The sequence below is a fragment of the Caballeronia sp. LZ029 genome (assembly GCF_031451275.1).
Taxonomy (GTDB): Bacteria; Pseudomonadota; Gammaproteobacteria; order Burkholderiales; family Burkholderiaceae; genus Caballeronia; species Caballeronia jiangsuensis.
This window is the reverse complement of sequence record NZ_JARUXO010000004.1, coordinates 1,666,490-1,685,444: the sequence shown is the minus strand read 5'-3', so window position 1 is coordinate 1,685,444 and position 18,955 is coordinate 1,666,490. Positions and strand designations below refer to the sequence as shown.

Here is an 18,955-nt window from a genome sequence, read left to right as displayed (position 1 = left end):
TTTGCTATCCCAGGTCATGATCTACTCCGGACGAACCATTCGTCCGAAGTGTCACCCATGTCCTGGAACAGGTGTTACCCATGTCTCCGGTCCATACACAGCAGCAAAGAAAGTGACTGCCGCCCCGCACAGGGGCAGTGCTAATAGACCACCACGAAAACGGGATCCAGCGAAAAAAAACCCACCTACGACCCCTCCTGCCCCGGCGCCTGCACCCGCGCCTTCCACTGCCCGCCCTTCCCGCTCCAGTAACGCACAGCCGCGCCGATCGTCGCGCTCACATAGAACAACGCAACGAGCGGCAGAAGCGGCGCCCACAACAGCGATCTGCGGTAATAGCGCAGCATCGGACCATACGCGATGCACATGAACGCCCACGCCGCGCACGCCGGCCAGGCCCGCGCGCCATAAGCCAGCGCGAGCACCGGCGGCGCGAGATAGATCACCGCCATGCCGAGCACGGTGCCGGCGAGCAGAAACGGCGAATAGCGCAACTGCGTGAAGGCCGTGCGGGCGATCATGTTCCAGATATCGCGCCAACTATCGTACGGACGCAGCGATTCGCTGCGATCGGCGAGATCGAGGCGGATCGGGCGCGCATCGTTGCGGCCCGCCCGATGCTTGATGCGCGCGGCGAGACTGCAATCGTCGATCAGTTCCTGACGGATCGATTCGATCCCGCCCGCCTCCACCAGCGCCGAGCGGCGCACGAGCATGCAGCCGCCCGCCGCGCCGGCCGTCGGCTTCTTCACGTCATTGACCCAGGCGAACGGATAAAGCTTCGCGAAGAAGAACACGAACGCCGGAATCAGCACCTTCTCCCACAGCGAATCGCAACGCAAACGCACCATCAGCGAGACCAGATCGCGATCCTCGAGAATCGTGCGCGCGACGAGCTGCGTCGCGGCATCGGCCGGATGGTAGATGTCCGCGTCGGTCAGGAGCAGAAACTCGGCGGGCAGACCGAGCGAATCGATCGCGCCGATGCCCTGCGACTGCGCCCACACCTTGCCCGACCAGCCCGGCGGCAGCGGCTGCGCGGTCAGCACGGTCAGACGGTCTTCGAGCCCGAGATCGCGTGCGGCGGCAAGCGCGACCTGGGCGGTGCCGTCGGTGCTGTGATCATCGACGACGATCACATGGAACGCGCCCGCGTAGTCCTGCTTCAGGAGCGAGCCGACCGCGCGCCCGATGACGTCGGCCTCGTTGCGCGCCGGCACGACGGCCACGAGCGCGGGCCATGCGCCACGACGCGCGATCTCCGCGTTGCCGACGGCGTGGACCGTCGTACCGGACAGCGCCGGCGCGGGTTCGGCGCGCCAGAAGCCGCCGCGAGCGAACAGCAGCACGATCCAGATCAAAAAAGACAGCCAGGCGATCAGTAGCATGAAATAAACGATTAGCTTGGAAACGGTGGCGCAACCGGATGGCGCGGTCGACGGGACGTTGCGCGAAAAATACACAAATCGAACGGCGCCGGGAGTCCGTCCGGAAGGCCGCCGGGCCGGGCGCAACGGCGCAAATCGCGCCGCCATGCGGTCCGGGGCGCTCGACAGTTTACTGGGTTCTGAAAATTGCCGTATCGGCACGCGCCGGGCGGCTGCGCGCAGTGAAGCGGGCATTGAGCACCCAAAAAGGGAACGGGTTAGAATACGCGGTCAACTTCGGCGCGCAGACCAAACCACCATGTCTTTTTTTCCGGTCTGCTTTCCCGGGGCGTTTTTAACGTCTCCGAGGCGCCGTGAAGGTCCAATCAAAGGAAAGCGCGAGCTTCGCGCCGGCTAACCCCGAAACCCGCGTCAGTCGGAGTTCGTTCGAATATGCGTATCATCCTTGCTCAACCCCGCGGCTTTTGTGCGGGTGTGGTCCGTGCGATCGAAATCGTCGATCGGGCCCTCGAACGACATGGCGCGCCCGTCTATGTGCGTCACGAGATCGTTCACAACCGTCATGTCGTCGATAATTTGCGCAGCAAGGGTGCGCGTTTCGTCGAGGAACTGGATGAAGTGCCGCACGGCGCGGTCGCGATCTTCAGCGCGCACGGCGTCGCGCAGAGCGTCGAGAAGGATGCGCAGACGCGCGGTCTCGATGTGCTGGACGCCACCTGCCCGCTCGTCACGAAAGTTCACGTGCAAGGCCGCCAGTATGTATCGCAGGGACGCACGCTCATTTTGATCGGCCATGCGGGCCATCCGGAAGTCGAAGGCACGATCGGGCAGATTCCGGGCGAAGTCGTGCTGGTGCAAAGCGAAGCCGAAGTGGAGAAGATGACCCTCGCGCCCGATACGCCCGTCGCCTACGTCACGCAGACCACGCTTTCGGTCGATGACACGCGCGGCATCATCGATGCCTTGCAGCGCCGCTTCACGGATATCGTCGGCCCGGACACGCGCGACATCTGCTACGCGACGCAAAACCGCCAGGCCGCCGTGCGCGAGCTGTCGAGCCAGGTGGATGTGCTGCTGGTGGTCGGCGCGACCAACAGTTCCAATTCGAACCGCCTGCGGGAAATCGGCGCCGAGACCGGCGTTCCGAGCTACCTCGTCGCGGACGGTTCAGAGATCAGGCCGGAGTGGTTTGCCAATGTGCAGACGGTCGGCATCACCGCGGGCGCTTCGGCGCCCGAGGAAATGGTCAAACATGTGATCGATGCCCTGCGCGCGTTCGGAAACGTCGAAGTCACGACGATGAACGGCCGCGAGGAAAAGGTCGAATTCAAACTCCCCGCGAAGCTCACTCAGCCGGTCGCCGCCGTTGCGGCAACCGCGACTCGCGAAGAATAAGGAGAGGACGCAATTGTCTATCCCGATGCTCCAGAAGGCCCGCGTAGGCGCCTACATCTTCAAGCAGCACCTCACGGGCACCAAGCGTTACCCGCTCGCGCTGATGCTGGAACCGCTGTTCCGCTGCAATCTCGCCTGTAACGGCTGCGGCAAGATCGACTATCCGGATCCGATCCTGAACCAGCGTCTGTCGCTGGAAGAGTGCCTCGGCGCCGTCGACGAATGCGGCGCGCCGGTCGTGTCGATCGCGGGTGGCGAGCCGTTGCTGCACAAGGAAATGCCGCAGATCGTGAAGGGCATCATGGCGCGCAAGAAGTTCGTGTATCTCTGCACGAACGCGCTCTTGATGGAAAAGAAGATGGACGACTACGAGCCGAGCCCGTACTTCGTCTGGTCGGTGCACCTCGACGGCGACCGCGAAGCGCACGATCACTCGGTTTCGCAGCCGGGCACCTACGACAAGGCCGTCGCCGCGATCAAGGAAGCGAAGCGCCGGGGCTTCCGCGTGAACATCAACTGCACGCTGTTCAACGATGCGGAACCCGAGCGCGTGGCGAAGTTCTTCGACACGCTTGGGCCCATTGGCGTCGATGGCATCACGGTCTCGCCGGGTTATGCGTACGAGCGCGCGCCGGATCAGCAGCACTTCCTGAACCGCGAAAAGACGAAGAACCTGTTCCGCGAAATCTTCAAGCGCGGCAACAACGGCAAGAACTGGTCGTTCAGCCAGTCGACGCTGTTCCTCGATTTTCTCGCGGGCAACCAGACATATCAGTGCACGCCGTGGGGCAACCCGGCGCGTACCGTGTTCGGTTGGCAAAAGCCGTGCTATCTGGTCGGCGAAGGTTATGTGAAGACCTTCAAGGAACTGATGGAAACCACCGATTGGGACAAGTACGGCACGGGCAAATACGAAAAGTGCGCGGACTGCATGGTCCACTGCGGCTTCGAAGCGACCGCCGTGATGGACACGGTGGCGCATCCGTTGAAGGCCGCGAAGATCGCTCTTTCGGGTCCGCGCACGACGGGCGCATTCGCGAAGGATCTGCCGATCGACAAGCAGCGTCCGGCCGAGTATGTGTTCTCGAAGCACGTGGAGATCAAGCTGGAAGAGATCGGCCGCACGCAGAAGAACAAGGGCGCGAAGACGGCGGCGGCGGTGAACTGAGTCGCGCGTTAAACGTGTAGAAATGCGAGGGGCGGGTGACTTGGGTCATCCGCCCTTTTTGTTTTTGCTGAAGAGCAAAAAACGCGATGGCTCTCACCGTCGCGTTCCCGTCAACCACTTCGAAACGCCATCAGCTCAACAACACTTCCCCGCCCCCGATCCATACCTCGCCTCCTGACGCTCGCGGAAAAACTCCGCGTAGCTCATCACCGGCTTGTCGGGATGCGTCGTCTGCATGTGCGTGACATACGCGTCGTAATCAGGCATCCCGACCATCAGACGCATCGCCTGGCCGAGATACCGTCCTGCTTGCCGAAGATCGGTGAACATCGTGCGCTCCCTAGTGGCCCGAACGAACCGCCGCGCCCGCACCCGCGGGCATCGCTTCGAAAGGCGTCTCGCGCACTGTCGGCTTCGTTTCGCGACGCGCGCGCAACACCGCCAGCACGCCGTACACCGCGATGCTCACCACCACGAAGATGAACAAGCCGGCAAGCGCCGCATCGACGTAATCGTTGAAGATGATCCGCTGCATCTCCGCGAGCGACTTCGCCGGCGCCATCACCTTGCCCGCGTCGTACGCATCCTTCAGCTTGCCCGCGTGCGCGAGGAAGCCGACCTTCGGATTCGCGTCGAAAATCTTCTGCCAGCCGGCCGTCAACGTGCAGATGAGCAGCCAGATCGTCGGCAGCAGCGTGACCCACGCATAGCGCTCGCGCTTCATCTTGAACAGCACGACGGTGCCAAGCATCAGCGCGATGCCCGCGAGCATCTGGTTCGAGATGCCGAAGAGCGGCCACAGCGTGTTGATGCCGCCGAACGGATCGACCACGCCCTGATACAGGAAGTAGCCCCACGCGGCGACGCACAGACCCGTCGCGACGAGGTTGGCCGGAAGCGACTCCGTGCGGCGCAGCGCCGGATGGAACGTACCGAGCAGATCCTGCAGCATGAAGCGGCCGGCGCGCGTGCCCGCATCGACGGCGGTCAGGATGAAGAGCGCCTCGAACAGAATGGCGAAGTGATACCAGAACGCCATCATCGCCGGGCCGCCGATCACCTGATGGAGAATGTGCGCCATGCCGACCGCGAGCGTCGGCGCGCCGCCGGCACGCGCCACGATGGTCGTCTCGCCGACCGCCTTCGCCGTCGATGTCAGCATGTCCGGCGTCAGCAGGAAGCCCCAGCTCGACACGGTCTGCGCGACCGCTTCGGGCGTCGAGCCGAGCAGCGCGGCGGGGCTGTTCATGGCGAAGTACACGCCCGGCTCGATCACGCACGCGGCGACGAGTGCCATCATCGCGACGAACGATTCCATCAGCATCGCGCCGTAGCCGATGAAGCGCATGTTGACTTCGTTATCGATCATCTTCGGCGTCGTGCCCGACGAGATCAGCGCGTGAAAGCCCGACACCGCGCCGCACGCGATCGTGATGAACAGGAACGGGAACAGGTTGCCCGACCACACCGGCCCGCTGCCATCGACGAACTTCGTGAACGCCGGCATCTTCAGCTCGGGCGCGACGATCAGAATGCCGATCGCGAGGCCGAGAATCGTGCCGATCTTGAGGAACGTCGACAGATAATCGCGCGGTGCGAGCAGCAGCCACACTGGCAGCACCGACGCGACGAAACCGTAGCCGATCAGGATCCACACGAGCTGCACGCCGGTGAACGTGAAGTACGGCGCGAGCGTCGCCGATTCGGCGACTTGCCCGCCGTACACGATCGCGAGCATCAGGCCGATGAAGCCGATGATCGACACCTCGCCGATGCGGCCCGGACGAATGTAGCGCGTATAGACGCCCATGAAGAGCGCGATCGGAATGGTGGCCGCGACGGTGAACGTGCCCCACGGCGAATTGGTGAGCGCCTTCACGACGATCAGCGCGAGCACCGCGAGAATGATCACCATGATGAGGAACGCGCCGAAGAGCGCGATCACGCCGGGCACGGTGCCGAGCTCCATCTTGATGAGATCGCCGAGCGAGCGGCCGTCGCGGCGCGTCGAGATGAACAGGACGACGAAGTCCTGCACCGCGCCCGCGAACACCACGCCGCCGAGAATCCACAGCATGCCGGGCGTGTAGCCCATCTGCGCGGCCAGCACCGGGCCGACCAGCGGACCCGCGCCCGCGATCGCCGCGAAGTGATGCCCGAACAGCACGTATTTGTTCGTCGGCACGTAGTCGAGGCCATCGTTGTGACGAACGGCCGGCGTCATGCGCAGGCCGTCGAGTTGCAGGACCTTCGACGCAATGAAGCGCGAGTAGAACCGGTAAGCGATGAGATAGACGCAGACCGCCGCGATGACGATCCATAGCGCGCTGATGCGCTCGCCGTGCGCGAGTGCAATAGTGCCGAATGCGAACGCGCCCAATAGCGCGAGCGCGATCCAGCCCAGGAATCCGGAAGCCCGATTCATGGCGTCTCCTTAGTTATTGACCCGTCAGGTCGATGGATGCGCCGCGATAGCGCATTGGGCGGTAGTATTCGCTTTCGCCACGGCGCTTACAAGCGCATAACTACGTATGCGCGCTACGTGGCTTCACGTAGCGGAAAACCCGAGGGTCTGTTCGCATACAAAACGGCCATGCGAACGTCCCGAAATGCGCTGCAGGGCAAGGAGTGAGGAGCGCCGTTTGGCGAGCCCAAACAAGCGACGAACAACGCAGCCATGCGGCGCAGTTCGGGCGTTCCCGAAGGGTTGCCCTGCAAGGGCAACGCATGGCCGTTTTGTATGTGAACAGACCCTAGATGAATCTCAAGTCAAAGATCTTCCTGCTTGCGATCGTTCCGTTCGCACTGGCGATCGGCGGCATCACCTACGGCGTACGCCAGCAGGCGCAATCGCTCGCGCAGGCGCAGCACGACACCACGCAGGCCGCGTACATGTCGAGCAAGGAGATCGAGCTGCGGCATTACGTCGAGATCGCGAAGAGCGCCATCGCGCCGTACTACGACGCACCCGCCACCGATCCGCGCAGCGACGACGAACGCCGCCGCCTCGCGCTCGACGCGCTGCAGCGCCTCGACTTCGGACAGGACGGCTACTTTTTCGTCTACACGATGCACGGCACGTCGCTCATGCATCCGCGCCAGCCGGATCTCGTCGGACGCGATCTCTGGCTGATGCGCGATCCGAACGGCGCGCTCACCATTCAGGAACTCGTCAAACGGGCATCGAAAGGCGGCGGCTACGTGCGCTACGTCTGGCGGCGGCCGTCCACGGGCCTCCTCGCGCCGAAGCTCGGCTATGTGGTGCCGCTCGAACGCTGGGGCTGGATGATGGGCACGGGCATCTATCTGGAAGATGTCGAAACGACGCTTGCGCGCATAGATTCGCAGGCGGCCGCGAACATCGAACGCACGCTGATGTGGATCGGCGCGATCGCGCTCGCCGCGCTTGCGATCATCGCGGTATGCGGCGCGGTGCTGAACATCAGCGAGCATCGCAGCGCCGACGCGAAACTGAAGCGCCTCGCGCGGCAAGTCGTGGACTCGCAGGAACAGGAACGCGCGCGGCTGTCGCGCGAGCTGCACGACGGCATCAGCCAGATGCTGGTCTCCGTGAAGCTGCTGCTCGAATCGGCGCTCGCGCGTTTCGAGCGCGGCGCGGCGCGCGAGCCGACCGCGGAAGCCGCGCTCGCGACGAGTCTCGGACGCCTCTCCGGCACGCTGCGCGAAGTGCGCCGCATCTCCCATGCGCTGCGTCCCGCGATGCTCGATGATCTCGGTCTCGCCGCCGCGCTGGAGCAACTCGCGCGCGAGTTCGACGGACACGACGGCATCGAGGCGCGTTTCGAATCGATGGATCACGGCAAGCCCTGCGCGACGCAGCGCACGACCCTGCCCGATCCCGTCAACACCGTGCTCTTTCGCATCGCGCAGGAAGCGCTGACCAACATCGCGCGGCACGCGCAGGCTTCGCGCGCGGCGATCACGCTCGATATCGCCACGCACGCCGTCACGCTCGACATCACCGACAACGGCCGCGGCTTCGATGCGCACAGCGCGGTCTCCGACCCGGCGAGCGGCGTCGGCCTGCGCAACATGCGCGAGCGGCTCGACACGCTCGGCGGCACACTGGCGATCAGTTCGCAACTCGGCCGCACGTCGATCACCGCGCGCGTGCCACTGCCGCTCGCCGCACCCAATCTTCAAGGACATACCGATGAGCGCTGAACCCGCCCGCATCATTCTCGTGGACGATCACCCGCTCGTGCGCGACGGCCTGCGCGCCCGCCTCGACTCCGTGCCGCGTCTAACCGTGATCGGCGAGGCGGGCAACGCAAAAGAGGCGCTCGCGCTCGCCGCCGACGAAGCGAATCCGCCCGATCTCGCGCTGATGGACGTCGGCATGTCCGGCATGAGCGGCATCGAGCTGGCGGCTCTGTTTCACGAGCGGCATCCGGGCATCCGCGTGCTGATGTTGTCGATGCACGACAACGTGGAGTATGTGAAGCAGGCGGTGCGCGCGGGCGCGAGCGGCTACGTGCTGAAGGATTCGCCCGCCACCGAGATCATTCAGGCGATCGACGCGGTGCTGGCCGGCAAGACCTTTTTCAGCGCCGGGCTCGCCGCGCGCATGATTCAGGCACAGTCGATGCAGACGCCGCTCGAACGCCTGACGCCGCGCGAGCTCGATATTCTCGATGCGCTGGCCGAAGGCTTATCGAGCAAGCAGATCGCGCTGCAGCATGGGCTGTCGGTGCGTACGGTGGAAACGCATCGGCTGAATTTGAAGCGCAAACTGGATATCGATGGACAGGCCGAACTGATCAAGTTCGCGGTGGAGCACCGCAGAACATGAAGCCGGCCTGCCAGCGAAGAGACGCGAGCGTCAGCCCGCCGAACGGGCGTTGTGCTCGGAAAGGAACTTGATGAGACCGTCGACGCCGCCCTTTTGCAACTGGCCGGCGAATTGTTGCTGATAGACCTGAATGAGCCAAGCGCCCATCATGTCGATGTCGTAGATTTTCCAGCCCTGCGGCGTCTTCTCCAGACGATAGCGCACGGGATTGTCGCCGCCCGTGGAGATGACGTGCGATTCGACGACCGTGTCTTTCGCGTTGGCATCGATGTTCGGGGCGTCGAACTTGAACTTCACGTCCTGATCGCGCAATTGCGAAAGCGAAGCCGCATAGGTGCGAACCAGCAGCGTCTGGAACTGGTCGTAGAGCTGCTTTTGCTGCTCGGGCGTGGCGCTCGCCCAGGCCTTGCCGACCGCGATGCGCGTGGTGCGCTGAAAGTCGGTGGCGGGCAGGAAGCGCGTTTCGACGAGCTGCGTGATCTTCGCCATGTCGCCGCCGCGCGCTTGCGGGTCGGCCTTCATCGCGTTGACGGTGCCTTCGACGGCGTTCTTCACGACGGCATCGGGACTCGTTTGTGCGAGCGCCTCGCCTGCGAAGGACAGCGAGACAAGGAGGAAAGCGAAGCAAATAGACAAATAGCGTTTCATGGCACCCGTTCTCTAATCAGGTTTGGTGGCGCGGGTTGTGCGGCCTTCCGGCATTGCAGGATCGGCCAGCTTGCTGCGAGGTCAGTATATCGACATCGCCGCGCCGCGACAGTTCAAGCGCGGCGTGTTGCGTGCGCCCGGTATACTTGCGCGGCTCCCCGCATCGTTTCATGGAAATGATCCGGATTCCGGCGGTCGGCATCATGCAATTCGCGCGTTCGCACGCACAAAAGATAACAGGCACCAGGTAGCGTCTTCATGCTGACGTCCAACATTACTCGCTTCGTCACCCTCGCCATCCGCCGGCCGGCGTGGATTATCGCCGTTTCGCTCCTGCTCGGCGTGCTCTCCACGATTTATGTCGTCCATCACTTCAGAATCAGCACCGACGTCAGCCAGCTGATCGAAACCGAGCCCGAGTGGGCTGCGCGCAGCAAGGCCATCGACGAGGCGTTTCCGCAGCGTGGCGCGACGTTGCTGATCGTGGTCCAGGCGCCCGCCCAGGAATTCGCCGATGCCGCCGCCAACGAACTCGCCGCCGCGCTCGCGAAGGAGCCGGAGCGCTTCAAGTCGGTGTCGCAGCCCGAAGGCGGCACGTTCTTCGAGCACGACGGCCTGCTCTATCTGCCGACGGACAAGGTCGAGCAGGTCACGAAGCAGCTCGCGCAGGCGCGCCCGCTCATCAACACGCTCGCGCACGACCCGACGCTCACCGGCCTCGCGCAGACGCTCAACACCACGCTGAATCTGCCGCTGACGCTCGGACAGGTCAATCTCGGCCAGATGGCCGGTCTGCTCGGCAGAAGCGCGACGGTGCTCGACCGCGTGCTGGCGAATCAGCCCGCCGCATTTTCGTGGCGCGGTCTCGCGGATTCGTCCGACAGCGCCGCGCCGGGGCGCGCGTTCGTCACCGTGTTGCCGGAGCTGAACTTCAATGCGCTGAAGGCGGCGGCGGGCACGTCGGAGGAGATTCGCGCGAAGGCCGCCGAACTCGGCATCGACAAAAAATACGGCGCGACGCTGCATCTGACCGGCGCGCAGCCGCTCGCCGACGAGGAATTCGCGTCCGTGCAGGACGGCGCCGTGCTCAACGGCGTGCTGACCTTCCTCGTCGTGCTGATGATCCTCTGGGTCGCGCTGCGCTCGAAGCGCATGATCGTCGCGGTGTTCATCACGCTCTTCGTCGGGCTCGCGATCACCGCCGCGCTCGGCCTCATGATGGTCCACGCGCTCAACATGATCTCGGTAGCGTTCATGGTGCTGTTCGTCGGCCTGGGCGTGGACTTCGGCATCCAGTTCGGCGTGAAGTATCGCGAGGAGCGCTACAAGCACAGGCGGCTCGACGTGTCGCTCGCGGAAACCGCGCGTCATGTCGCCGTGCCGCTCACGCTCGCCGCCGCCGCGACCGCCGCGAGCTTCTTCTCGTTTCTGCCGACCGCGTATCGCGGCGTGTCGGAGCTGGGGCTGATCGCGGGCGTCGGCATGTTCGTCGCCTACGCGACCAACATGACGCTCCTGCCCGCGCTCATCAAGGTGTTCGCGCCGCCGGGCGAAGCGCATTCGCCGGGCTTTCCGGTGCTCGCGCCGCTCGACGAATTCCTCGACAAGCATCGCAAGCCGGTGCTGATCGGCACGCTCGTGGTCGTGATCGGCGCGCTGCCGCTGCTCTTCGATCTGCGTTTCGACTTCAACCCGCTCCATTTGAAGGACCCGCACACCGAGTCGATGGCGACGCTCATCGCGCTCAAGGATTCGCCGGAAGGTGCGGTGAACGATGTCGCGGTGCTCGCGCCCTCGCTTTCAGACGCCGACACCATCGCCGCGAAGCTGAGAAAACTGCCGGAAGTCGGCAGCGCGACGACGCTCTCGTCGCTCATCCCCGCCGATCAGCCGAAGAAACTGGCGCTCATCAAGGCCGCCGCCGAGCAACTGCTGCCCGCGCTCGATCAGCAGACGGCATCGCCCGTGACGGACGCGGTGCGCATCGCGGCGCTGAAACGGGTGTCGAGCCAGCTCTCGCTCGCCGCCGACGAGCATCCCGGTCCGGGCGACAAGGAAGCGAAACATCTCTCGCAGACGCTCGCGAAGCTGGCGCAAGCCGACGCCGCGACGCGCGACCGCGCCGAACACGCGATGGCCGAGCCGCTGCGCATCGCGCTCGCGCAATTGCGCGCGCTGCTCACGCCGACGGAAATCACGCGCGAAACGCTGCCGCCGCAGATGGTCGCGTCGTTCGTGACGCCGCAGGGCCAGGCGCTCGTCGATATCGCGCCGAAGGTTCCGCCCGGTGCCGATCCCAACGACGACGCGCTGCTCGCCCGCTTCGCCGACGCGGTGCAGAAGGCGGCTCCCAACGCCATCGGCGGGCCGATTTCCGTGCGCCATTCGGCGGAGACGATCATCAAGGCGTTCGAGCAGGCGGCGCTCTATTCGCTCATCGCGATCACCGTGCTGCTGTGGATCGCGCTGCGCCGTTTTGGCGACGTTTTGAGAACTTTGGTACCGTTGCTCGTCTCGGCGATCGTCACGCTGGAACTGTGCGTCGTCTTCAGGATGCCGCTCAACTTCGCGAACATCATCGCGCTGCCGCTGATGCTGGGCGTCGGCGTCGCGTTCAAGATCTACTTCGTGATGGCGTGGCGCTCCGGGCAGACGCGCTTGCTACAGTCCAGCCTCACACATGCCGTTATGTTCAGTGCGGCCACGACGGCGACGGCGTTCGGCAGCCTGTGGTTCTCTCATCATCCGGGCACGTCGAGCATGGGACGGCTGCTGGCGCTGTCGCTCTTTTGCACGCTGATCGGCGCCGTGGTGTTCCAGCCCGTTCTGATGGGCAAACCGCGCAAGGTGCGCGCGGCGGCGCGGGCGAAGCTCAGGGCGGCGCAACGACATGACAACCTAAGAGGAATTGAAGAATGAAGTGGGGATCGACGGCTTTGACCGCTCGTGCAGTGCGTAAATTGGGGATGAGTCTGGCGATTGCGGGCGTGCTCACGACAGCGGGCTGCGCCACCGGCCCGGACCGCAATCCGAAAGACCCGCTCGAGCCGATGAACCGCAAGATCTTCACGTTCAACGACACGCTCGACACCTACGTCGCCAAGCCCGTCGCGCAGTTCTACGTCGATTACACGCCGAGCCCGTTTCGCACGGCCGTCAGCAATTTCTTCTCGAACCTCGGCGATTTCTCCAACTTCGCGAACAACCTGCTGCAGTTGAAGATCACCGATGCGACGCAGGATCTGATGCGCATCGCGATAAACTCGCTGTTCGGCGTCGGCGGCCTGATCGATGTCGCATCGCCCGCGGGCTTGCCGAAGCACCATCAGGATTTCGGCCTGACGCTCGGGCACTACGGCATGCCGTCGGGGCCGTATCTGGTGCTGCCGCTGCTCGGCCCGAGCTCGTTCCGCGATTCGACCACCTGGCTCGTCGACTGGCGCGTGAACCCGCTGAGTTATTCCGAAGCGGAAATACGTTGGCCGTTGTTCGGCGTGAACTTCGTGAGCGCGCGCGCGGACCTGATCGGCGCGACCGATCTGCTCTCGGCAGCCGCGCTCGACAAATACGCGTTCGTGCGCGATGCCTACACGCAGCGGCGTCAGTACCTGCTGACGGGCGGCGGCGCGAGTACGTTGCCCGACTACGGCGACGAAGGCGCATCGGCGCCGGAAGGCGCGAGCGCGCCGGGCGAGACCGGCGGTGGCAGTACGGAGCAAGGCTTGCCGACATATGTCGATCCGGGCGCGGCGGCGTCGCCTGCGGGCGGCGTCGGCGGGAAATCGCCAGCGCCGGAAGAGAACGCGCCGAAGAGCCAGCCGTCGCCGAGTTCGAGCAAGGCGCAGGGGCTGCCGCAGTATGACGATCCGGCGGCGCAGCCTGCGGGCAAGTAAGCCGGTTTTGATTGCTGGAAAAGGAAACGGGCGCTTGAGCGCCCGTTTTCTTTTAGTGCGCGGCTTCCTCGACAGCTTCCTCGAACAGATCATCGCCGGACATATTCGGCGCTTCCACCGCACCCTGATCCCGTCGATACGCCTCGAACAATTCATCGGCGTAGCGAATTTGCGTGCGCCCGTGCGGCGCGGGTTCGCCCTGCTCGTTCAGATTCACGAACACCATCTTCTCGACAGTCAGAATGCTCTTGCGCGTGATCTTGTTGCGCACTTCCGCGCGCAGCGTGATCGACGTGCGGCCGAATTGCGTCGCGGTGATACCCAGTTCGATGATGTCGCCCTGACGCGCCGAGCTGACGAAGTTGATCTCGGACATGAATTTGGTCACGACGCGCTGGTTGCCCAGTTGCGAAATCGCGTAAATCGCGGCTTCTTCGTCGATCCAGCGCAGAAGACTGCCGCCGAACAAACTGCCGTTCGGGTTCAGATCTTCGGGCTTGACCCATTTGCGGGTGTGGAAATTCATTTGCGGTACCTCGCTTTCATTACCGCGCGCGTCACGGTGCAGAGAAATCGACGCGCGCCAGATTAGGGTTTTCCCTGATTATAACGAGATGAGGGTTAACCCGCAGAAAGCAAGGATGGAAGCGAAAGGCTCAGCCGAAGGTGAGCGCCCGCGCCGATCCCAGCGCGTGCCGCGCCTGGACGAGCGTCGCGCGGGCGGCGCGCGCGTCGGACGCGAGCCGCAAAAGCGCGCCCAGTTGCGCCGGATCGCGCAGCAATTCACGCAGAATCGGGCCGATGGCCGTCGTGCCGTCATCGCGCAAACCGGCCGTCGCGGCGGGGGGCAGCGTGCGCCAGGCAGGATCGACGACCGCCCGGCACACCGCGAACGGCAGACCGCGCGCCGTCGCGATTGCCCCGGCGATATGCGATTCCATATCGACGGCCAAGGCGCCGGTCGACGAATGCAGCGAGCGCTTTTCCGCCTCGCTCTTGACGGGCGCCGTGACGCCCGCCATCCTGCCGCGCCGCATGACGCGCTGGACGGGCGTGCCCGCGAACGCATCGACGATACGCGCGGACCATGCCGCATCGGTCTGCAGCTCGCCGAACGGGCCGGACACGCTCTCGGCGACGATCAGCTCGCCCGGTTCGAGATCCGGCGCGAGCCCGCCCGCCGTACCGAAGCTGATGACGCCCGAGCAGCCGCGCGCGATCGCATCGGACAACGCGCGCTCCAGCCAGTCCGCACGCGCCGCGAACACCACATCGACGCCACGCCCGCGCACGATCTTCGCCTCGAACGCCATGCCGGTCACGGCGACGACGGGCGCGGTCACATGGCCACCGTCACGCGCGTGAGGCCGTCGCGTGTCAGGTTTCGGTAGCGCGCGAGCGCCCACAGCGGGAAGAACTTGCGATAGCCGTGGTAGCGCAGATAGAACACGCGCGGGAAGCCCGTCGCCGTGAAGCGCGTTTCGTCCCAGAGCCCGTGCGCCTGCTGCGTCTTCAGCAGATAGCCGACGCCGCGCGCAACCGCCGGATGCTCGACCAAGCCCGCCGCCATCAGTCCGAGCAACGCCCACGCCGTCTGCGACGCGGTGCTCGGCGCCTGTTCGTAACCGCGATAGTCGAGCTTGTAGCTCTCGCCGTCCTCGCCCCAGCCGCCGTCACTGTTCTGGATGCCGATGAGCAAGTCCGCCGCGCGCGTCATGCGCAGGTCGGTCGGCGCGACGCCGGCCGCGTTCAGCGCGCACATCGCCGACCAGGTGCCATAGATGTAGTTCAGGCCCCAGCGTCCGTACCAGCTTCCATCGCGTTCCTGGTCTCTCACGATGTACTCGAACGCGCGACGCGCCGGCTCGCTGTTGAGCGATGTCTCGCCGAGCTGCGCGAGCATCGACAGACAGCGCGCGGACACGTCGACCGTCGGCGGATCGAGCAGCGCGCCGTGATCCGAGAACGGGATGTTGTTCAGGTAGTACTGCGTGTTTTCCGGCTCGAACGCGCCCCAGCCGCCGTCGCTGCTCTGCATGCCGACGACCCATTCGCGCGCCCGCGCGATCGACTCGCCGTACAGCGCCGTGCCGTTCTCGCGATCCGCACGGTCCATCGCCATCGCGACGACGGCCGTGTCGTCGACGTCGGGATAGTGCGGGTTCGCGAACTGGAACGCCCAGCCGCCCGGCCGCACGTTCGGACGGCGCGAGACCCAGTCGCCGCGCACGTCGAGAATCTGCAGCGGCACGAGCCATTCGAGGCCGCGCGTCACCGCCGCGCGCGCTTTCGGCATGCCGGTTTCGAGCAGCGCATGTGCCGCGAGCGACGTATCCCACACCGGCGACAGACACGGCTGGCAATACGCTTCGCCATCGTCGGCTTCGTCGATGATGAGGAGCTTGTCGAGCGACTTGCGCGCGATCGCGCGATTCGGATGCTCGGGCGGATAGCCGAGCACGTCGTACATCATGACCGAGTTGGCCATCGCCGGGAAAATCGCGCCGAGTCCGTCCTCGCCGTTCAGGCGCTCGTCGACGAAGCGCACCGCTTCATCGATCGCGCGTTCGCGGCCGGCTTTCGGCAATAAAGGATCGGCGACGCGCAGGATCGAATCGACGACGCGAAAGAACGCGAACCAGCCGCGGCTCTGATGCCCCGAGCGCGTCGGCATGCCGGTATTGACCGGCGGATTCGTGAATACCTCGTCGATGCGCACGCCGCGAGGATTGCGCGCGCGCGGGCGCTTCGCGTTGAGCACGAGCATCGGCACGATCACCGTGCGCGCCCAGTACGACACCTTCGACAGATGGAACGGGAACCACATCGGCAGGCGCATGATCTCGACCGGCATCATCGGCACCGCGCGCCACGACACGACGCCGAAAAGCGCGAGCAGGATGCGCGTGAACACGTTCACCTTCTCCGCGCCGCCCGCGGCGAGAATCGCGCGGCGGGCGCGCTGCATGTGTTCGGCGTCGGGCGAATCGCCGATCATCTTCAGCGCGAAATACGCCTTCACGGTCGCGGAGACGTCCATCGCGCCATCGGTGAAGAGCGGCCAGCCGCCGTCCTCGCGCTGGATGCGGCGCAGATAGCGGCCGATCTTCGCTTCGAGCTTCTCGTCGGCGGTCTCGCCGAGATAGTGGACGAGCAGCACGTATTCAGCCGGAATAGTTGCGTCCGCTTCGAGTTCGTAGAGCCAGTAGCCGTCCGGATGTTGCGCCGCGAGCAGCGCGTCGGTGGCGTGATTGACGGCGGAATCGAGCGAGGCGCCCGACACTCGCGCGCCCACGGCCGACAGGGATAAATCGTTCATCAGCGTTCCATCGATGGGTTCAACAGCGCGTCCGCGGCCTTCTGGCCGGAGCGGATCGCGCCTTCGATCGTCGCGGGCAGGCCGGTCGCCGTCCAGTCTCCCGCGAGCGTGAAATTGGGCCAGCGCGTGCGCGTGGCGGCCCGCAAGCCTTCCTGCGAAGGCACGGCGGCAAACGTCGCGTGTTTCTCGACGACGATCTGCCAAGGCGGCATCGGCGCGGCGGACATGCGCATCGCTTTCGCCGTTTCCCGCCAGATCGCCTGCGCGAGTTCCTCGTGCGGCGTCGCGAGCCATCGGTCGGCACTTGCGAGCGTGACCGATAGCCTGCCGTCGGCAGCGAAAATCCAGTCCGACATGCCGTTGACGATGCAGGTCTGCGGCTGAACGCCCGCGGGCGCATCGGCGGCGAAATGCACGGTGACGATCGCGCGCGATGCATCCGGCGCGATCAGGTCGGGCACCAGCGCGCGCGCCGCATCGGGCGGCACGGCGAGCACGACGCCATCGCCCGCTCCGAGCGCGACAGGCTCCGCGCCTTCGAAAGCCAGCGAGCTTACACGCTCCGTCGAATCCGTGCCCGATACCCCGATACCCGCGACGCGCGAGCCGAGCCGGATCTCCGCGCCGCCGTACTGCAAAAGCCGCAGCGCGGGCTCGACGAACGCGTGCGACAGCCCGCTTCTCGCGATGAGCGGACGGCACGCCTGACCGCCCTGCGCGACCGTTTCGCGCAGCAAACCGGCCGCGAGCTCGGCGCTCGCTTCGGACGGATCGGCGTTGAGCATGGCGCGCAGCAGCGGGCGCACGAGGAGATTCCAAACGCGATCCTTGCGGCGCACCGATTCCTCGATCGCGCGGCCCGGCTTCGCCCAGAAGAGCGGCAGAAACGGCAGGTAGTCGGCGGGCTGCGTGCCCGGCACACGGGCGGCGGCGTCGAAGATCCAGCGCGGCAAGCGCCCCGGCGACATGCGGATCGTCCAGGCGTCGCCGGTCGCGGCGTCGAAGAACGGATACTCGGGCTGCGTCGGGCCGATCAGCGTGTCGGTTGCGCCGATCGCGCGCAGATAGGCCATCGTCGATTGATTGCCCGATAGCAGCAGATGATTGCCGTTATCGAGCGTGACGCCGAGCCTGGCATCGAAGAAGGAGCGGCAACGGCCGCCCGCGTAGGGCGCCGCCTCGTGCAGCACGACGCGTGCGCCGCGCCGTTGCGCCTCGACCGCGGCGGCGAGGCCGGCGATGCCTGCTCCGACGACGATAACCCGCCGGGACATCAGATCAGGTTGCGCGCCACGATCCACAGCAGGCGCGCACGCGGCGTGCGCACGCGCGTGCGCGGCAGGTCGAAGCCGCGTTTGAGATTGGCGTCGAGCACGGCGCGATACGCCGCCGACATGATGCGCGGCGCGCGCACCTGGGCGCGCGGCGACGCCGCCATGATCGCGTCGGACTGGGCGTAGTGGCCCTTCGCGCGCTCGGCGAGCACGGCGCACACGCGCGGCAGGCGCGCATCGCCGACGATGCTCGCCGGATCGCTGGTGGAAATGCCTTCGCGCGCGAGCAGCTCGCGCGGCAGATACACGCGACCGATTTCCGCGTCTTCGTCGATGTCGCGCAGGATGTTGGTCAGTTGCAGCGCGCGGCCGAGATGGTGCGCGAGCCGCCGCCCGGCATCCTCGTGCATCCCGAAGATTCTCACCGACAGCCGCCCGACCGCGCTCGCCACGCGATCGCAATAGAGATCGAGCGTGGCTTCGTCGGGCGCGACGATATCGCCGGCGGCGTCCATCGCCATGCCGTCGATCACGGCCTGGAAGTCGTCGCGGGAAAGGTGGAAAGCGTGGATGTGGCGCGTGAGCGCTTCGAGCGACTGCTTCGGCTTGCCGGCGTAGCAGGCGTCGATGTCCTCGCGCCACTGGTCGAGCGCGAGCGCGCGCTCGCGGCGCGGCAAGGTGCCTTCGTCGGCGATATCGTCGACCGCGCGGCAGAACGCGTAGATCTGATACATCGCGTCCCGCTGCTCGGCGGGAAGGATGCGCATCGCGAGATAGAACGAGCTTCCCGACGACGTTTTCGCGGCGTCTGGAGCAGGCTCTTCAGCGATGAAATTGGAAACGGCCAAGACGAACTCCGCTGTGGCGCCCCCAAGGGCAAATTTAGTAAGAGATCGCCGCCGGTCTCGATGCGATTCCGGCGCGCGCGGAACCATCTGGCGCTGAAAAGGACGATCGAGGGAAAAAGCCGGCGCGAGCCGGCTGTGACTGCGCCGGAAGCGGCAAAGAGTATATCAATACTTTGCCCGATTGCGCCGGAGCCGCGCGGGGCAAGGCG

At 65.4% G+C, this 18,955-nt stretch carries 15 protein-coding genes; 6 read left to right on the top strand and 9 right to left on the bottom strand.

What is annotated here, in order from left to right; all coding sequences use genetic code 11:
* Positions 1 to 185: 185 nt before the first annotated feature.
* Positions 186 to 1,388, bottom strand: a complete 1,203-nt coding sequence (locus QCE73_RS33650; protein WP_309885248.1) for a glycosyltransferase — start codon at positions 1,386 to 1,388, stop codon at positions 186 to 188.
* Between the two features lie 432 nt (positions 1,389 to 1,820).
* Here QCE73_RS33650 and ispH point away from each other — a divergent pair, with 432 nt between their 5' ends.
* Both ispH and hpnH read left to right on the top strand, forming a co-directional pair.
* On the top strand, positions 1,821 to 2,783 hold the full coding sequence (ispH, locus tag QCE73_RS33645) for a 4-hydroxy-3-methylbut-2-enyl diphosphate reductase (protein ID WP_250485259.1): 963 nt from the start codon (positions 1,821 to 1,823) through the stop codon (positions 2,781 to 2,783).
* 13 nt (positions 2,784 to 2,796) lie between these two features.
* The gene (gene hpnH, locus QCE73_RS33640) at positions 2,797 to 3,951 is read left to right on the top strand and encodes an adenosyl-hopene transferase HpnH (RefSeq protein WP_035502580.1); all 1,155 of its coding nucleotides are present in this window, start codon (positions 2,797 to 2,799) and stop codon (positions 3,949 to 3,951) included.
* 135 nt (positions 3,952 to 4,086) lie between these two features.
* On the opposite strand, the gene QCE73_RS33635 is transcribed toward hpnH, so the two are convergent.
* Positions 4,087 to 4,281 carry a YbdD/YjiX family protein gene (locus QCE73_RS33635; protein ID WP_309885247.1) on the bottom strand — a complete coding sequence of 65 codons (195 nt, stop codon included), beginning with the start codon at positions 4,279 to 4,281 and terminating at the stop codon, positions 4,087 to 4,089.
* Positions 4,282 to 4,291: 10 nt separating this feature from the next.
* On the bottom strand, positions 4,292 to 6,376 hold the full coding sequence (locus QCE73_RS33630) for a carbon starvation CstA family protein (RefSeq protein WP_035502581.1): 2,085 nt from the start codon (positions 6,374 to 6,376) through the stop codon (positions 4,292 to 4,294).
* Positions 6,377 to 6,708: 332 nt separating this feature from the next.
* Here QCE73_RS33630 and QCE73_RS33625 point away from each other — a divergent pair, with 332 nt between their 5' ends.
* Positions 6,709 to 8,136, top strand: a complete 1,428-nt coding sequence (locus QCE73_RS33625; RefSeq protein ID WP_309885246.1) for a cache domain-containing protein — start codon at positions 6,709 to 6,711, stop codon at positions 8,134 to 8,136.
* Positions 8,126 to 8,764: a response regulator transcription factor gene (locus QCE73_RS33620; RefSeq protein WP_035502585.1), complete on the top strand. Its 639-nt coding sequence runs from the start codon at positions 8,126 to 8,128 to the stop codon at positions 8,762 to 8,764. The genes QCE73_RS33625 and QCE73_RS33620 overlap by 11 nt, the downstream gene beginning before the upstream one ends.
* A 30-nt stretch (positions 8,765 to 8,794) precedes the next feature.
* On the opposite strand, the gene QCE73_RS33615 is transcribed toward QCE73_RS33620, so the two are convergent.
* Complete coding sequence (locus QCE73_RS33615) at positions 8,795 to 9,412, bottom strand: phospholipid-binding protein MlaC (RefSeq protein ID WP_035502587.1); 618 nt, start codon at positions 9,410 to 9,412, stop codon at positions 8,795 to 8,797.
* Between the two features lie 258 nt (positions 9,413 to 9,670).
* On the opposite strand from QCE73_RS33615, the gene QCE73_RS33610 reads away from it, so the two are divergent.
* Both QCE73_RS33610 and QCE73_RS33605 read left to right on the top strand, forming a co-directional pair.
* Entirely contained in the window at positions 9,671 to 12,331 is a 2,661-nt protein-coding gene (locus QCE73_RS33610; protein ID WP_309885245.1) for an MMPL family transporter, read from the top strand.
* Between the two features lie 47 nt (positions 12,332 to 12,378).
* On the top strand, positions 12,379 to 13,305 hold the full coding sequence (locus QCE73_RS33605) for a VacJ family lipoprotein (protein ID WP_035502590.1): 927 nt from the start codon (positions 12,379 to 12,381) through the stop codon (positions 13,303 to 13,305).
* A 52-nt stretch (positions 13,306 to 13,357) separates the two neighbouring features.
* Here QCE73_RS33605 and QCE73_RS33600 read toward each other — a convergent pair whose 3' ends face one another.
* From QCE73_RS33600 to hpnD, 5 genes are all read right to left on the bottom strand, one after another.
* Positions 13,358 to 13,831 carry a hotdog domain-containing protein gene (locus QCE73_RS33600; protein ID WP_309885244.1) on the bottom strand — a complete coding sequence of 158 codons (474 nt, stop codon included), beginning with the start codon at positions 13,829 to 13,831 and terminating at the stop codon, positions 13,358 to 13,360.
* A gap of 130 nt (positions 13,832 to 13,961) precedes the next feature.
* Complete coding sequence (locus tag QCE73_RS33595) at positions 13,962 to 14,618, bottom strand: phosphorylase (protein WP_309885311.1); 657 nt, start codon at positions 14,616 to 14,618, stop codon at positions 13,962 to 13,964.
* Between the two features lie 26 nt (positions 14,619 to 14,644).
* Positions 14,645 to 16,624, bottom strand: a complete 1,980-nt coding sequence (gene shc / locus QCE73_RS33590) for a squalene--hopene cyclase (protein WP_309885243.1) — start codon at positions 16,622 to 16,624, stop codon at positions 14,645 to 14,647.
* Positions 16,624 to 17,898 (bottom strand): hydroxysqualene dehydroxylase HpnE, encoded by a 1,275-nt coding sequence (gene hpnE / locus QCE73_RS33585; RefSeq protein ID WP_309885242.1) that lies wholly within the window; start codon positions 17,896 to 17,898, stop codon positions 16,624 to 16,626. The genes shc and hpnE overlap by 1 nt, the downstream gene beginning before the upstream one ends.
* Positions 17,898 to 18,746: a presqualene diphosphate synthase HpnD gene (gene hpnD, locus QCE73_RS33580; protein ID WP_035502598.1), complete on the bottom strand. Its 849-nt coding sequence runs from the start codon at positions 18,744 to 18,746 to the stop codon at positions 17,898 to 17,900. Before hpnD ends, hpnE begins: the two co-directional genes overlap by 1 nt.
* Between the last annotated feature and the right edge of the window lie 209 nt (positions 18,747 to 18,955).

Excerpts from the sequence above, each read along its gene's own strand:
- QCE73_RS33620 (WP_035502585.1), top strand. The coding sequence starts at position 8,126 with ATGAGCGCTGAACCCGCCCGCATCATTCTCGTGGACGATCACCCGCTC.
- QCE73_RS33625 (WP_309885246.1), top strand. The coding sequence starts at position 6,709 with ATGAATCTCAAGTCAAAGATCTTCCTGCTTGCGATCGTTCCGTTCGCA.
- QCE73_RS33630 (WP_035502581.1), bottom strand. The coding sequence starts at position 6,376 with ATGAATCGGGCTTCCGGATTCCTGGGCTGGATCGCGCTCGCGCTATTG.
- QCE73_RS33600 (WP_309885244.1), bottom strand. The coding sequence starts at position 13,831 with ATGAATTTCCACACCCGCAAATGGGTCAAGCCCGAAGATCTGAACCCG.
- ispH (WP_250485259.1), top strand. The coding sequence starts at position 1,821 with ATGCGTATCATCCTTGCTCAACCCCGCGGCTTTTGTGCGGGTGTGGTC.
- QCE73_RS33650 (WP_309885248.1), bottom strand. The coding sequence starts at position 1,388 with ATGCTACTGATCGCCTGGCTGTCTTTTTTGATCTGGATCGTGCTGCTG.
- QCE73_RS33605 (WP_035502590.1), top strand. The coding sequence starts at position 12,379 with ATGAGTCTGGCGATTGCGGGCGTGCTCACGACAGCGGGCTGCGCCACC.
- QCE73_RS33610 (WP_309885245.1), top strand. The coding sequence starts at position 9,671 with ATGCTGACGTCCAACATTACTCGCTTCGTCACCCTCGCCATCCGCCGG.
- QCE73_RS33595 (WP_309885311.1), bottom strand. The coding sequence starts at position 14,618 with ATGGCGTTCGAGGCGAAGATCGTGCGCGGGCGTGGCGTCGATGTGGTG.
- QCE73_RS33635 (WP_309885247.1), bottom strand. The coding sequence starts at position 4,281 with ATGTTCACCGATCTTCGGCAAGCAGGACGGTATCTCGGCCAGGCGATG.
- hpnE (WP_309885242.1), bottom strand. The coding sequence starts at position 17,898 with ATGTCCCGGCGGGTTATCGTCGTCGGAGCAGGCATCGCCGGCCTCGCC.
- QCE73_RS33615 (WP_035502587.1), bottom strand. The coding sequence starts at position 9,412 with ATGAAACGCTATTTGTCTATTTGCTTCGCTTTCCTCCTTGTCTCGCTG.
- shc (WP_309885243.1), bottom strand. The coding sequence starts at position 16,624 with ATGAACGATTTATCCCTGTCGGCCGTGGGCGCGCGAGTGTCGGGCGCC.